This window comes from Streptomyces sp. NPDC025784, from assembly GCF_055558435.1.
The window spans coordinates 171,738-186,391 of the sequence record NZ_JBVHMN010000001.1 but is presented as its reverse complement, the minus strand read 5'-3'; the positions used below and the strand labels follow the sequence as shown (position 1 = coordinate 186,391).

General features: G+C 70.8%; 14 protein-coding genes. 8 read left to right on the top strand and 6 right to left on the bottom strand.

The window, feature by feature from the left end:
• Positions 1 to 18 precede the first annotated feature (18 nt).
• From macS to ACZ4IF_RS00785, 4 genes are all read left to right on the top strand, one after another.
• Entirely contained in the window at positions 19 to 1,242 is a 1,224-nt protein-coding gene (gene macS, locus ACZ4IF_RS00800) for a MacS family sensor histidine kinase (protein ID WP_467558328.1), read from the top strand.
• 146 nt (positions 1,243 to 1,388) lie between these two features.
• Positions 1,389 to 2,036 (top strand): response regulator, encoded by a 648-nt coding sequence (locus ACZ4IF_RS00795; protein WP_095933774.1) that lies wholly within the window; start codon positions 1,389 to 1,391, stop codon positions 2,034 to 2,036.
• 143 nt (positions 2,037 to 2,179) lie between these two features.
• On the top strand, positions 2,180 to 3,208 hold the full coding sequence (locus tag ACZ4IF_RS00790; RefSeq protein ID WP_095933743.1) for a 6-phosphofructokinase: 1,029 nt from the start codon (positions 2,180 to 2,182) through the stop codon (positions 3,206 to 3,208).
• Between the two features lie 63 nt (positions 3,209 to 3,271).
• A complete protein-coding gene (locus tag ACZ4IF_RS00785; protein ID WP_467558326.1) occupies positions 3,272 to 4,267 on the top strand; it encodes a 2-hydroxyacid dehydrogenase in 996 nt (331 codons plus the stop codon).
• On the opposite strand, the gene ACZ4IF_RS00780 is transcribed toward ACZ4IF_RS00785, so the two are convergent.
• Positions 4,219 to 6,132, bottom strand: a complete 1,914-nt coding sequence (locus ACZ4IF_RS00780; protein ID WP_467558324.1) for an anthranilate synthase family protein — start codon at positions 6,130 to 6,132, stop codon at positions 4,219 to 4,221. The genes ACZ4IF_RS00785 and ACZ4IF_RS00780 overlap by 49 nt on opposite strands.
• Before the next feature lie 118 nt (positions 6,133 to 6,250).
• Positions 6,251 to 6,307: a trp operon leader peptide gene (locus tag ACZ4IF_RS00775; protein ID WP_076973970.1), complete on the bottom strand. Its 57-nt coding sequence runs from the start codon at positions 6,305 to 6,307 to the stop codon at positions 6,251 to 6,253.
• A gap of 83 nt (positions 6,308 to 6,390) precedes the next feature.
• Here ACZ4IF_RS00775 and ACZ4IF_RS00770 point away from each other — a divergent pair, with 83 nt between their 5' ends.
• From ACZ4IF_RS00770 to ACZ4IF_RS00760, 3 genes are all read left to right on the top strand, one after another.
• Positions 6,391 to 7,656, top strand: coding sequence for a glycoside hydrolase domain-containing protein (locus ACZ4IF_RS00770; protein WP_467558322.1), 1,266 nt, complete (start codon positions 6,391 to 6,393; stop codon positions 7,654 to 7,656).
• Positions 7,657 to 7,810: 154 nt separating this feature from the next.
• Positions 7,811 to 9,163, top strand: a complete 1,353-nt coding sequence (locus tag ACZ4IF_RS00765) for a class II 3-deoxy-7-phosphoheptulonate synthase (RefSeq protein ID WP_095933739.1) — start codon at positions 7,811 to 7,813, stop codon at positions 9,161 to 9,163.
• 186 nt (positions 9,164 to 9,349) lie between these two features.
• Positions 9,350 to 9,667: a (2Fe-2S)-binding protein gene (locus ACZ4IF_RS00760; RefSeq protein ID WP_179332375.1), complete on the top strand. Its 318-nt coding sequence runs from the start codon at positions 9,350 to 9,352 to the stop codon at positions 9,665 to 9,667.
• A 16-nt stretch (positions 9,668 to 9,683) separates the two neighbouring features.
• Here ACZ4IF_RS00760 and bfr read toward each other — a convergent pair whose 3' ends face one another.
• Positions 9,684 to 10,163, bottom strand: a complete 480-nt coding sequence (bfr, locus tag ACZ4IF_RS00755) for a bacterioferritin (RefSeq protein ID WP_095933737.1) — start codon at positions 10,161 to 10,163, stop codon at positions 9,684 to 9,686.
• A 154-nt stretch (positions 10,164 to 10,317) separates the two neighbouring features.
• Between bfr and ACZ4IF_RS00750 the strand changes: the two genes are divergently transcribed.
• Positions 10,318 to 10,950 (top strand): sulfite oxidase-like oxidoreductase, encoded by a 633-nt coding sequence (locus ACZ4IF_RS00750; RefSeq protein ID WP_095933736.1) that lies wholly within the window; start codon positions 10,318 to 10,320, stop codon positions 10,948 to 10,950.
• A gap of 14 nt (positions 10,951 to 10,964) precedes the next feature.
• Here ACZ4IF_RS00750 and ACZ4IF_RS00745 read toward each other — a convergent pair whose 3' ends face one another.
• The 3 genes from ACZ4IF_RS00745 to pknB all read right to left on the bottom strand — a co-directional run bounded on the left by ACZ4IF_RS00745 (position 10,965) and on the right by pknB (position 14,505).
• Entirely contained in the window at positions 10,965 to 11,525 is a 561-nt protein-coding gene (locus tag ACZ4IF_RS00745) for a DUF4396 domain-containing protein (protein WP_467558319.1), read from the bottom strand.
• A 75-nt stretch (positions 11,526 to 11,600) separates the two neighbouring features.
• Positions 11,601 to 12,470 carry a deoxyribonuclease IV gene (locus ACZ4IF_RS00740; protein WP_467558317.1) on the bottom strand — a complete coding sequence of 290 codons (870 nt, stop codon included), beginning with the start codon at positions 12,468 to 12,470 and terminating at the stop codon, positions 11,601 to 11,603.
• Positions 12,471 to 12,564: 94 nt separating this feature from the next.
• Positions 12,565 to 14,505, bottom strand: a complete 1,941-nt coding sequence (pknB, locus tag ACZ4IF_RS00735; RefSeq protein ID WP_467558315.1) for a Stk1 family PASTA domain-containing Ser/Thr kinase — start codon at positions 14,503 to 14,505, stop codon at positions 12,565 to 12,567.
• Between the last annotated feature and the right edge of the window lie 149 nt (positions 14,506 to 14,654).

Below are 14,654 nucleotides of genomic sequence, written 5' to 3'. Positions count from 1 at the left end.
GCGGTGGGGTGGGGGGACATGGCCAGGCGCGAGAGAGTCATGAGGATGTCGGTCGAGCTGCCGCTGTGGCGCGCGCTCACCGCCTACCGCGTCCTGACCATGTTCTACGCGGTCGGGCTCTTCGCCACCGCGTACGACGAGTTCACCCGTCCCTGGGTCGCCATCGTGTTCTACGCGGTGCTGTGCGTGTGGACCCTGGCGACCCTGCCCAGGGTGGCGAACGCGGCCAACTGCACCAAGGGGTTCCTGGCCGCCGACCTCACCGTCGCGCTCGTCGGCATCCTGCTCACCCGGGTCGCCGACGCCTCGTCGCGGATCGAGGACGGCGGCCCGACGCTGCCGTCCATATGGACCGCCGGTTCCGTCCTCGCCTTCGCGGTCAAGGGCGGCTGGCGATGGGCGGCCTTCGCCTCGACCCTGGTCGCCGCGGTCAACGTCGTCGAGCGGGGCGCCCCGACCCGCGACACCGTGCACAACGTGATCCTCGTCTGGGTCGCCTCCATCGCCATCGGATACGTCGTCGAGGTCGCCCGCGCCTCCGAGCGCACCCTCGCCCGCGCCCTGGAGATCGAGGCCGCCACCCGGGAGCGGGAGCGTCTGGCCCGCGACATCCACGACGGCGTGCTCCAGGTGCTCGCCATGGTGCAGCGGCGCGGAACCGCGCTCGGCGGCGAGGCGGCGGAGCTGGGCCGGATGGCCGGTGAGCAGGAGGTGGCGCTGCGCACGCTGGTCTCGGGCGGTCTGGTGCCCGTCTCCCGGGTGTCCGAGGACGCCGCGCTCGGCGCGGTCGTACGGGCCGTCGACGAACCGGACGCCGGCGAGGAGGCGGCCGGCCCGGCCGACCTGCGGGCCCTGCTGGCCCCGTACGCCGCCGCGCGCGTGACCCTCTCCGAGCCCGGCGCGCCCGTACGGCTGGCACCTGGGGCCGCCGGGGAACTGGCCGCCGCCGTCGGTGCCGCCCTCGACAACGTCCGCAAGCATGCCGGTCCCGACGCCCGTGCCTGGATCCTCGTCGAGGACGAACCGGACGAGGTGATCGTGACCGTGCGGGACGACGGTCCTGGCATTCCCGAGGGCCGGCTCGCGCAGGCCGAGGGCGAGGGGCGGCTCGGGGTCGCCCTGTCGATCCGCGGTCGGCTGCGCGACCTGGGCGGCACGGCCGAGCTGATCTCGGTCCCGGGCCAGGGCACCGAGGTCGAGCTGAAGGTGCCCAAGGCGTCCGCGGCGAAGGCGGAGCAGTGACCCGGGCGAGGACGGAGCGGTGAACCGGAGGAAGGCGGAGCGGTGACCCGGGGGGAAGAGGCAATGGCGACGACGAACACGGTGGGGCGGCGATGACGGCGAAGACGGAGGCGGCGGACGTGCGGGGGAACGACCCGATCAAGGTCATGGTGGTCGACGACCACCCCATGTGGCGTGACGCCGTCGCCCGCGACCTCACCGAGTCGGGCTTCGACGTGGTCGCCACCGCGGGCGACGGCGAACAGGCCGTGCGCCGTGCCCGGGCCGCCGCGCCCGACGTCCTCGTGCTCGACCTGAACCTGCCCGCCAAGCCCGGCGTCCAGGTCTGCAAGGAACTGGTCGGCGCCAACCCCGCCCTGCGTGTCCTGGTGCTGTCGGCCAGCGGTGAGCACGCCGACGTCCTGGAGGCGGTGAAGTCCGGCGCGACCGGCTATCTCCTCAAGTCGGCGTCCACGGAGGAGCTGATCGACGCGGTGCGCCGTACGGCCGTCGGCGACCCGGTGTTCACCCCGGGCCTCGCGGGCCTCGTCCTCGGCGAGTACCGCAGGCTCGCCTCCGAACCGGTCCCCGCCGCGGGCGACGACGAACCGAAGGCCCCGCAGCTCACCGACCGCGAGACCGAGGTGCTCCGGCTCGTCGCCAAGGGCCTGAGCTACAAGCAGATAGCGGAACGTCTCGTCATCTCCCACCGCACGGTGCAGAACCACGTGCAGAACACCCTGGGCAAGCTCCAGTTGCACAATCGGGTGGAGCTGGTGCGGTACGCCATCGAACGCGGTCTTGACGAGGCGTAAACCTGGTGCATCCCACCTTCGGGTGAAGGTCGTAGATCAACACCCTCACAATTCACCGGAATTGACCTTCCGCACCATGCCGAAGTGACCTGCATCACCCTTAGCGTGAGTCCATCAGGCAACCGCGGCGAAGGGACTTTTCCATGCGGGTCGGAGTACTGACCGGAGGCGGCGACTGCCCCGGGCTCAACGCCGTCATCCGGGGCATCGTCCGCAAGGGCGTGCAGGAGTACGGCTACGACTTCGTCGGCTTCCGGGACGGCTGGCGAGGTCCGCTCGAAGGCGACACCGTCCGTCTCGACATCCCCGCCGTGCGTGGCATCCTGCCGCGCGGCGGCACCATCCTCGGCTCCTCGCGGACCAACCCCCTCAAGCAGGAGGACGGTATCCGCCGGATCAAGGAGAACCTCGCCAAGCAGGAGGTCGAGGCGCTCATCGCGATCGGCGGCGAGGACACCCTGGGCGTGGCGGCGCGCCTCACCGACGAGTACGGCGTGCCCGTCGTCGGCGTACCGAAGACCATCGACAACGACCTCTCCGCCACCGACTACACCTTCGGTTTCGACACCGCGGTCGGCATCGCGACCGAGGCCATCGACCGCCTGCACACCACCGCCGAGTCGCACATGCGCGTGCTCGTCGTCGAGGTCATGGGCCGTCACGCGGGCTGGATCGCCATCCACTCCGGTCTGGCGGGCGGGGCCAACGCCATCCTCATCCCGGAACAGCGCTTCGACGTCGAGCAGGTCTGTCAATGGGTGACCTCGCGCTTCAAGGCGTCGTACGCGCCGATCGTCGTGATCGCCGAGGGCGCCATGCCCAAGGACGGCGAGATGGTCCTCAAGGACGGCTCGCTCGACTCCTTCGGCCATGTCCGCCTCTCCGGCGTCGGCGAGTGGCTGGCCAAGGAGATCGAGAGGCGCACCGGCAAGGAGGCCCGCACCACCGTGCTCGGGCACGTCCAGCGGGGCGGCACCCCGAGCGCCTTCGACCGCTGGCTGGCCACCCGGTTCGGCCTGCACGCCATCGAGGCCGTCCGGGACGGCGACTTCGGCAAGATGGTCGCCCTGCGCGGCACGGACATCGTCCGCGTGCCGATCGCGGAGGCCACGGCCAAGCTGAAGACGGTGGACCCGAAGCTGTACGAGGAGGTCGGCGTCTTCTTCGGCTGACCCGGCACCCTGGGGTTATGGGCCGTATATTCGGCCCATAATCCTCCAGAGCGGGAGATGCCGGTGGAGATCGTTGCGTTCGGTGTGCAGTCCGACGAGAGGCCGCTCATCGAGAAGGCCTTCGAGGGGCACCACGAAATCCGCTGCCTCGACGTCTTCCTCACCGAGGACACCGCTCCCATCGCGGCCGGCTACGAGGCCGTCTCCAGCAGCGTCAACTGCGGCCTGGGGCACCACGTCCTGCAGACGCTCGCGGCCGGCGGCACCCGGCTGATCGCCCAGCGCTCCACCGGGTTCAACAACATCGAACTCGAGGTCGCCGAACGCCTGGGCATGACGGTCGCCCGGGTCTCGTACTACTCGCCCCACTCGGTCGCCGAGTTCGCCTGGACCCTCGCGATGGCCGTCAACCGCCGTGTCGTGCGCGCCGCGACCCGCACCCGCGACTTCGACTTCCGGCTCGACGGGCTGATGGGCCGTGACATGCACGGCCGCACCGCCGGCGTGGTCGGCACCGGCAAGATCGGTGAGGTGTTCGCCACGATCGCGCACGGCTTCGGCATGAACCTGCTCGGCTGGGACATCGCCGAGAACCCGGCCTGTGTCCAACTCGGCATGAAGTACGTCCCCAAGGAGCGCCTCCTCGCCGAGTCCGACCTCATCACCCTGCACGTGCCGCTGATGCCGCAGACCCATCACCTCGTGGACGCCGCGGCCCTGCGGGCCATGAAGGACGACGCGATCCTGATCAACTCCAGCCGCGGCGGACTCGTCGACTCCCGGGCCCTCGTCACCGAACTGCGCGAGGGCCGCTTCACGGGCGTCGGCCTCGACGTGTACGAGGAGGAGGCCGGGCTCTTCTTCCTCGACAAGTCCCTGGAGCCCGTCGAGGACGACACCCTGGCCCGCCTCGTCACCTTCCCGAACGTCCTGGTCACGTCCCACCAGGCGTACTACACCGAGGACGCCGTCGGCCAGATCATCGACACCACGGTCCGCAACGTCCTGGACTACGCCGAGGGCCGCCGTTCGGAGAACGTGCTGGTGCCCCGCATCTGACCGACCAGCTCCCGCACCACGGCCGTGCCGTTCAGCGTCAGCACCGACTCCGGGTGGAACTGCACGCCCGCGAACCCCGGACCGCGCATCGCGTGCACCTCGCCGCCGACGCCGCGGCTCACCTCGACGCCGTGCGCGGCGAGCTCCGCGAGGGCCTCGTCGTCGCAGCGCGCCACGAAGCTGTTGTAGAAGCCGACCGTCTCCGTCCGCCCGAAGAGGTCGATCGCCGTCTGCGCCCCCTGGTACGGCACCTCCTTGCGGACGATCTCCAGGCCCAGCTCGGCCGCGATCAGCTCATGGCCCAGGCAGACGCCCAGCACCCCGTGCCGGTGCCGCCGGATCACCTCGGCCGTGAGGCCGCGCAGGAAGCGCATCTTCGGGTCCCGGACGTCGCCCGGATCGCCCGGACCGGGGCCCAGCACGAGGGGGCCCTCGTGCGCGAGGACCGCCTCCCGCAGCCCCGGCTCGTCGTAGCGCCGCACCGTCACGTCGAGCCCCGACGAGCGGAGCAGATGCGCGAGCATCGCCGTGAAGGTGTCCTCGCCGTCCACGACGAGCGCGTGCCCGTCGAGACCGTCGCCCCGCTCCTGCATCCGCAGCCAGAACGGCGCGAGTGAGGACCGCCGGCCGTCGAGCGCGGCCTGCACCCGCGGGTCGTCCGCCAGCCGAGGCCCGGCGTGCTCGGTGCGCGGCCGTGCCTCCCCGACCCCCAGCGCCGCCAGCACCCCCGCCGCCTTCGCATGCGTCTCGGCGACCTCGCCGACCGGATCCGACCCCCGAACGAGGGTGGCGCCCACCGGGACGCGGAGCCGTCCGTCCGCGTCGATGTCGGCGGTCCGGATGAGGATGGGGGAGTCGAGGGTCTGCGCCCCGCCGGAGTCCCGACCGACGAGGGCCAGCGCCCCCGCGTAGTAGCCGCGCCCGCCGACCTCGTGCCGCTCGATGACTCGGCAGGCGTTCTGCACCGGCGACCCGGTGACGGTCGCCGCGAACATGGTCTCGCGCAGCACGTCCCGGACGTCCAGCGAGGACCGGCCCCGCAACTCGTACTCGGTGTGCGCGAGATGGGCCATCTCCTTGAGCCGAGGGCCGATCACCACTCCGCCCATGTCACCGACCGTGCACATCATCTTGAGCTCCTCGTCGACGACCATCGACAGCTCCTCGATCTCCTTGCCGTCGGCCAGGAAGGCGAGCAGATCCTGTGGCGTCGGGCCCTCGGCCGGATAGCGGTACGTCCCGCTGATCGGGTTCATGACGACGGTCCCGCCCGACATCCGGACATGCACCTCGGGGCTCGCCCCGACCAGCGTGCGCCCACCCGTCGCACGCTCCGCGGGGCCTTCCTGCGCCCCGGTGTGCACCACGTAGGTCCAGTACGCGCCCCGCTCACCCACCAGCAGCCGCCGGAAGAGGGCGAGGGCGTCGGCCCTCCCGAACCCCGGAATCCGTCCCTCGTACGTCCGCCGGATCACGAAGTTCGCGCCCTCGCCCCGCCCGATCTCCTCGTCGAGCACCCGTCCGACGATGCCGGCGTACTCCTCGTCCCCGACGTCGAAGCCGCCGCCCTCGACGCGCACGTCGTGCGACGGCAGCTGCTCCAGGACCAGGTCCAGCGGGAGTTCGTGGCGCTCCTGGGGGACGAGCACGGTGAGCGGGGTGCCGTCGTCGCGGACGTCGAAGCCGCGCTCCCGGATCTGGCGGAAGGGGATCAGCGCGAGCGCCTCGCCGGGGATGTCGGCGAGCAGGTCCACCTCGCGCACCTCGCCCAGCAGGAGCTCCACCACGTCGTGGTCGTGGCCGGGTGTCCGGCGGCGCAGCAAGGCGAACGGTCGGGGATCGTCCAGCAGGTCGAGCAGGTTCATCGGTGGGTTCCTTCTCGTGAGCGGAGCTCGCTCGGCGAGCTCACCTGGAGAGGAACGACCCCGGAAACACCGAAGGCCGCCCCTCGGGCGGCCTTCGCGAAGTCTTGCGTACGCGCAGTCAGTGGGCCGCCGGATGAGCGGTCCACCACCAGTTCTGGATCGAGTGCGCGAACATGCGCCGAACCCTACCCGACGCCGACGGTCGGGCAACAGCGTGAACCGTCCCCGCGCGGCGTTCGGACAGCCCCGCCAGCGGCCATGGATGGCGAGGAAACCCCGACCCGACCGGAGGAGAGAGACATCCACGCCGCCCATTCACCCCAGTCCCGCCGAAGGAGCGCCCGCGCTCTCACTCTGGCCCTCGCCGCCGCGGCCCTGGCCGCCGGACCGCTCGGCGCCGCGCGCTCGGCCCCGCTGCCGACCGACTCCGACGACATCACCCGGGTCTCCTACCGGGGCCACGAGTTCACCGTCCCCGCCTCCTGGCAGGTCGTGGACCTGGAGAAACATCCCGATACCTGCGTCCGGTTCGACCGGCACGCCGTGTATCTCGGCACACCCGGCAGCCGGCAGGACTGCCCGGCCCAGGCCAGAGGGCGCACCGAAGCCCTCCTGATCCAGCCGGCGGCCGCGCCCGTCACGGGCAGCGCCGTCACCGAGAACCGCGCGGGGCGCACCTACCGGGCGACCGCCGACCGGATCGCGGTGACCGCCGCCTACGGCTACGACCGCACCCGCATCCAGGACGTCCTGCGCAGCGCGGGCCTGCCCGTCGCCGCCGCCCAGGACGAGCAGCCGTCCGGGACGCCCGCCGTGGCCGCGCTGCCCGCCGACGCGACCTCCTTCCGGGGCGAGGGCTTCGACGCCTGCACCGCGCCCGGCCAGGAGGCCATGGACGCCTGGCGGAAGCACTCCGACTACGGCGCCATCGGCATCTACATCGGCGGCATCAACCGGGCCTGCTCGCAGACGAACCTGACCGCCGAATGGGTGCGGACGCAGTACACGCAGGGCTGGCGGTTCTTCCCGCTGTACGTCGGCCGCCAGCCCTCCTCCGACGGCGGCAGCTGCCAGGGCGACTGCGCGGCCATCACCAGCCCGGTGACGCAGGGCACCGCGGCCGCCGACGACGCGGCCCGGCAGGCCGCCGCGCTCGGCTTCGGCAAGGGCTCGGTCATCTACAGCGACCTGGAGAACTACGAGCCCGGCGGCACCGTGACCGACCAGGTCCTCGGCTACGTCGACGCGTACACCGAGCGGCTGCACGAGCTCGGCTACCGGGCCGGCGCGTACGGCAACACCTCGTCCCTGGTCGCCGACCTCGCGAAGAACCGCAATGAGGTCACCCTGCCCGACGTGATCCACTTCGCCCGCTGGAACAACCAGGCGACCACCGCCGACCCGGCGGTCCCCGCCGACCTGTGGGACGAGCACCAGCGCATCCACCAGTACGCCGGCGACACGACCGAGACCCACGGCGGCGTGAAGATCTCCATCGACCGCGACCGGCTCGACGTGAACTGACCGGGGCGGGCCGACGCCCCCCCCAGAGCAGCGGTTCGGCGCGGCCGGGCGACCCTGTCGCGCCGGCCGCCCGAGCCGTCCCGATCGAGCGTGCGCCGTCTCACTTGATGAGCACGTGAATGGACGCCCGACACGACCCCGTAATGTTGGGAGGGTGACCGTGAACGCTAAGTCCAGCGCGAGCGCTGGCAACACCTGGCGAAACCTGCCCGCGGCGCAGCAGCCCGAGTACCCCGATGCCGAGGCTCTGCGCGATGTGATCGCGGACCTCGAGTCGTATCCGCCGCTCGTCTTCGCGGGCGAGTGCGACCAGCTGCGCGCCCGGATGGGAGCCGTCGCCAAGGGCGAGGCGTTCCTCCTTCAGGGCGGCGACTGCGCCGAGGCCTTCGACGCCGTGTCCGCCGACCACATCCGTAGCAAGCTCAAGACCCTGCTCCAGATGGGCGCCGTGCTGACGTACGCCGCCTCGGTGCCGGTGGTGAAGGTCGGCCGGATCGCCGGCCAGTACTCCAAGCCGCGCTCCAAGGGCACCGAGACCCGCGACGGCGTGACCCTGCCGACCTACCGGGGCGACTCGGTCAACGGCTTCGATTTCAACGAGAAGGCCCGCGTCCCCGACCCCGAGCGCCTGAAGCGGATGTACAACGCGTCCGCCTCCACGCTCAACCTGGTGCGCGCCTTCACCACCGGCGGTTACGCCGACCTGCGCCAGGTGCACGCCTGGAACCAGGACTTCGTGAAGTCGTCCCCCTCGGGCCAGCGCTATGAGCAGCTGGCGCGCGAGATCGACAACGCGCTGAACTTCATGCGGGCCTGCGGCACCGACCCGGAGGAGTTCAAGACCGTCGAGTTCTACGCCTCCCACGAGGCGCTGCTCCTCGACTACGAATCGGCTCTGACCAGGGTCGACTCGCGTACGGGACAGCTGTACGACGTCTCGGGCCACATGGTGTGGATCGGTGAGCGCACCCGGCAGCTGGACGGCGCGCACATCGAGTTCGCCTCGAAGATCCGCAACCCGATCGGCATCAAGCTGGGCCCGACGACGACGGCCGAGGACGCGCTGCAGTACATCGAGCGCCTCGACCCGGAGCGTGAGCCGGGCCGTCTCACCTTCATCGTGCGGATGGGCGCGGACAAGGTCCGCGACAAGCTGCCCGAGCTGGTCGAGAAGGTCACCGCGTCCGGTGCGACGGTGGCCTGGGTGACCGACCCGATGCACGGCAACACCTTCGAGGCGGCCTCGGGCCACAAGACTCGCCGCTTCGACGACGTGCTCGACGAGGTCAAGGGCTTCTTCGAGGTCCACAAGGCCCTCGGCACGCATCCGGGCGGCATCCATGTCGAGCTCACCGGTGACGACGTCACCGAGTGCGTGGGCGGCGGCGACGAGATCTTCGTCGACGACCTGCACCAGCGCTACGAGACGGCCTGCGACCCCCGTCTGAACCGCAGCCAGTCCCTCGACCTGGCCTTCCTCGTCGCCGAGATGTACCGCGACCAGTAACGGGCCACCGGCAGGTCCGGCTGTTACCAGCAGATGAAGTGGGGCGTGGATCACATGCGATCCGCGCCCCACCGCACTTTTGCGGCCCCTGGGAGCCGGGTAAGGTTAGGTTAGCCTCACCGATCAATCGGGAATCCGCTCCATCGGTACGGCACGACCCTGAAACCCCGACGGGAGGTGGACCGCGTGTTCGTCTGCAGCTGCTTCGGTGTCACCGAGGCGCAGGTGAAGAAGCACGCGGAAGAGGGTGCCTGCACCCCCCGCCAGATAGCGTCGGCATGCAAGGCGGGCACGGACTGCGGTTCGTGCGTCCGCCGCATCCAGGCCCTGCTGGGCCGTGGCGCGTGCCCGCGCCGTGAGCTCGCGGACGAGGGCAGGCCGGTCCTGTCGGACCTCGCGGACGCCCCGGTGCCCGCGCCCGTGGCGATGCCCGCGACGGCGATGCCCGCCACGGCGGCTCTGACCGTGGCGGCGCTGACTGCGGCGGCGGCCGAGGCCGCCTGACGCGTCTGTCGCCGGATCAGCTCTCCGGCTGCTCGATCAACTGCGCGATGTACAGCGCCTCGCCGAGCTTCTCGATCAGTTCGAGCTGGGTGTCCAGGTAGTCGATGTGGTGCTCCTCGTCCGCGAGGATCGACTCGAAGATGTTCGCCGACGTGATGTCCCCCTTCGTGCGCATCACCTCGATCCCGCGTTTGAGGCGGTCGATCGCCTCGACCTCCACCTGCCGGTCCGCCTGGAACATCTCGGTGAGGGTCTGTCCCACCCGGACGTGGAACAGGCGCTGGTAGTTCGGCAGGCCCTCCAGGAAAAGGATCCGGTCGGTGAGCACCTCGGCGTGCTTCATCTCGTCGAACGACTCGTGCCGCGTGTACTTGGCGAGCTTCGTCCAGCCGAAGTTCTCCTGCATCTTCGCGTGCAGGAAGTACTGGTTGATCGCGGTGAGCTCGCCGGTCAGCTGCTCGTTGAGGAATTCGATGACCTCGGGGTCGCCCTGCATCGCAGAGGCTCCTTCCAAGCGGGGACTGGGCAGGTTGCGCCGCATCCTCGCATCGGCACAGTGAACCGTCCAGTAAGTGCACGCTTAGTAGGAGTTGCCCGATTCGGGACGGGGCTGGTCATGTGCACTGTCCCGGGTCTGTCAGGATGGAGTCATGGGTCAGCCGGTGGAGAGAGAATCTGGAGAAGCGGCACAGTCGGAGCTTCCGCCGGGGCAGCGACTTCAGCGCGGCTGGCCGGTCACGCACTACGGGCCCGTACCCAAGTTCCGTCCCGAGCGCTGGGAGTTCAGGGTCTTCGGCGCCACTGCCGACGGGGAGAAGCACTGCTGGACCCACGAGGAGTTCACGGCCCTGCCGTACGCCTCGGTCGTGGCCGATCTGCACTGCGTCACGAAGTTCAGCATGCTCGGGGCCGAATGGGGCGGCATCCCGGCCCGGACGATCCTGGACATCGCCCCGCCCGCACCGTCCGTCACTCACGTGATGGTCTGGGCCGAGTACGGCTTCAGCTCGAACCTCCGCCTGTCGGACTTCGCGTCCGACCGCACGATCTTCGCCACGCACAAGGACGGTGAGCTGCTGACGGCGGAGCACGGCTTCCCGCTCCGCCTCGTCGTCCCGCACCTGTACGCCTGGAAGGGGCCCAAGTGGGTCCGCGGCGTGGAGTACATGACCGCCGACCGCCGTGGCTTCTGGGAGGAGCGCGGCTACCACAACATCGGCGACCCCTGGCGGGAGCAGCGCTACTCCTACCAGGAGGAGCCCGGGGACGGCCCCGAGCTCTGACTCCCGGCGGCCCCTCAGTGGTGGTACCGGTGGACCACCGCGTGCCCCTTGCCGCGGCCGATCGTCCACTTGTTGACCGGCGTGGTGACCACGAAGGCGATCACCAGCGAGATGGCCAGCGAGATCCAGAACAGGGCGTCGGCCAGGCCCGCGTCCATGGCGTCCGGCCACAGCGCGATCACGCCGTTGTCGATCAGCTCCATCACGGCGATGGACAGGGTGTCGGCTGCCAGCGCCACCCGGAAGGCGGTCCGGAAGTCGACGCCCGCCCGCAGGACGCCGCGCAGTGTGAGCGAGTAGCCGAAGAAGAACGCGAGCACGATCGCCAGGACCATCGTCGGCACGTTTCCCCAGCCGAGCGCCGTGCCGATCACCATGCCGAGGATCTCGCCGATGGCGCACCCGGTGAGGCAGTGCAGGGTGGCCTGCGCTGCCATGGACCAGCTCGCCCCGCCCTGGTGGCCGCCGTGGCCCTCGTGCCCCCGGTGTTCTTCGTGTCCCTCGTGCCCGTGCCGGCCGTGCTGGTCCTGCTGGGCTCCGTGGTGCTCGTGCCGTGTGTGCGTGTTGTGCTCCATGCGTGCCCCCATGCTGGATGACGGTCCCTGTGCGCAGTAGGAACCGTATACCCCCAGGGGGTATTCCTCAACGGGTCATGAATCCCGGAGCTTCTTCAGCCGCTCCACGTCCGCCGCATGCCCTTCCTTGCCGCCGGGCGTTTCGATGATCAGAGGTACGCCCGCGGTGGCGGGGTGGGTCATCAGGGCGCGGAACGGGTCCTCGCCGATGTGCCCGGAGCCGATGTTCTCGTGGCGGTCCTTGTGTGCGCCGACCACGTCCTTGGAGTCGTTGGCGTGGATCAGCTTCAGCCGCCCTTCGCCGACCGTGTCGACCAGCAGGTCGAGCGTCTGGTGCATGCCGCTCGGCCCGGTCAGGTCGTGGCCCGCCGCGAAGATGTGACAGGTGTCGAGACACACGCCCAGCCTGGGGTGGGCGTCGAGGGCCTCGAAGTACGGCCCGAAGTCCCAGGTGCGGGAGCAGAGCGAGGCGCCCTGCCCGGCCGTCGACTCCAGAAGGAGGAACGGGTCGTCGTCGTGGGTCAGCTCGTCCAGCAGGGGCAGCATGTGCTCACGGACCTGCGCGAGGGCGACGGAACGCTCCCTGCCGCCCGTGGCGCTGCCGGTGTGCACCACCACGCCGAGGGCGCCTATCTCCCGGGCCCGGCGCAGCGAGTGCCGCAGGGACTCCACCGACTTCTCCACCGTCGCCTCGGTGTGCGAGCCGAAGTTGATCAGATACGGGGCGTGGACGTACGCGGGGATCGACTCGGCGGCGCACGCGGCGCGGAAGGCCTCGTCCTGCCGGGGGTTTCCGGCGGGCGTGGCCCAGCCGCGCGGGTTGGCGACGAAGACCTGGACGGACTCGGCCGCGAGGTCGCGTGCGTAGGACAGACCGACGGAGTGGAGGCCGCCGGCCACCGGTACATGGCCGCCGACGGGGTTGCGGAGCTGCTTGCTGGTCACACCCTTCAGGGTGTCATGGGCCGCGAACGGCTCCGTCGGCGGATCTCGACCGGCGCGCGGGCGCCGGCCCGCGGCGGAGCCGCGGGCCTCGCGCTCAGCGGATCTCGATGGTGATCGTCGACCCCTTGGGCGCGGTCTCCCCGCCCTCCACCGACTGGCTCTTGACCTTGTCGCCGAAGAGCCCGAGCAGCCCGCGGTCCTCGTCGACCGTGAACCCGGCGTCCTCGAGCTTCTGATGGGCGTCGTCGACGCTGTCGCCCACGACGTCCGGGACCTCGACCATCTCGGGGCCCTTGGAGATCGTCAGCGTCACCGTGTCGCCCGCGGCGGCCTCGCGGCCCGCGGCCGGCGACTGCTCGGCGACCTGGCCCTTGTCGAACTCCGAGGTGACGCGCTTGGTGGCGATCTTCACCTTCAGGCCGGAGTCCTCCAGCTCGGAGGTGGCGTCCTCGACGGACGAGCCGGTGACCTCGGGCACCTCCACCGGGCTGCCCTTGCTGACGGTGATCGCGATGGCCGAACCCGCGTGCCGCTCGGTGCCCGCCTGCGGGTCCGTGCGGATCACGAAGCCCTTGGCGACGTCCTCGCTGAACTCGCGGTTGACCATGCCGGCGGCGAGACCCTTGTCCTTCAGCACGTCCTTCGCCTTGAACAGGGCGAAGCCCTCCAGGTCGGGCACCTTCACGGTCTCCGGCCCGTCGGAGACGGTCAGCGTCACGGAGTCGTTCGCGCGGATCCGGGCGCCGACGGCCGGGTCGGTGCCGATGACGCTGCCGCGCTTCACGGTGTCGCTGAACGCGTGCTTGACCGACTTCACGTCGAGCCCGGCCTTCTCCAGCTGAGCCCTGGCGTCCTGCTCGCTCTTCGAGAGGACGGGCGGGACCTTGGTGAACTGGCCCGAGTTGATGTACCAGATGCCGGTGCCGAGACCCAGCACCAGCACGACGGCGGCGACGATCGCGAGCATTCCGCGCCGGGGCCGGGCGGGTCCGCGCGGGGGCGGCGGCTCGGAGGCGAACCGGGTGGTGTGCTCGAACCGGCTGGTGTGCGAGACCGCGCCGACCGTGTCGGGTTCGTTCACCGGCAGTGGCCGGGGCACGGACAGCGAGCGCGGGATCACGCTCGTACGGTCCTCGGCGATGTCGCGGCCCACCGCGAGGGCGCCCGGCGGCACGGCGTCGAGCTGCTCGGCAGTGAGCCCCGCCCGTGCCTCGAGGACCTGGCCGAGCAGCGCCACCGCGTCGTGCGGCCGCACCTCGGGGTTGCGGGCGGTCGCCGTGGCGACCAGGTCGTCCAGTGCGTACGCCATGCCGGGGACCAGGCCCGAAGGGGGCGGCACGTCCGCGTGCAGGTGCTGGTAGAGCACCTGGGCGGGCGAGTCCCCGGAGTGCGGCTTGGCGCCGGTGAGCATCTCGTACAGGACGACGCCGCAGGCGTAGACGTCGACGCGGGTGTCGGCCGTGCCGTGCTCGATCTGCTCGGGAGCGAGGTACGACACGGTGCCGAGGACCGTGCCCGTCGTGTTCGTCACCGTGTCCACGGCCCGGACCAGACCGAAGTCCGCCACCTTGACCCGGCCGTCGTCCCCTATGAGGACGTTCTCCGGCTTCATGTCGCGGTGCACGAATCCGGCCCGGTGCGCGGCGCCGAGCGCGGCGAGCACGGGCTCCAGGATGTCCAGCGCCGCCCGCGGCTGGAGCGCGCCCCGGTCGCGCAGCACGTCGCGCAGGGTGCAGCCGGCGACGTACTCCATCGCCAGGTAGACGTACGACCCGTCCGCCCCCTGGTCGAAGACCTGCACCACATTGGGGTGCGCGAGTCGTGCCACCGATTTGGCCTCACGGATGAACCGTTCGACGAACGAGCCGTCGGCGGCCAGCGTCGGGTGCATCACCTTGAGCGCGAGCACGCGGTCGAGGCGGGTGTCCAGGGCCCGGTAGACCGTGGCCATCCCGCCGACCGCGATCCGCGCCTCGACGCGGTAGCGGCCGTCGAGCACCTGCCCGACAAGCGGGTCGTGAAGGGTCGTATCCACGCAGGTGAGTGTACGAGCCGCCACTGTCACGACGACCCGTTCGGCCGATACCGGGGCGGGACTGCAGCCGAGCTGTGACGCGCGGCGTACGCACGCGCGCGCCGCTCTCGCACTGGCGTCCGGTACGGGGCGGGGGTATCCCTGCGCGG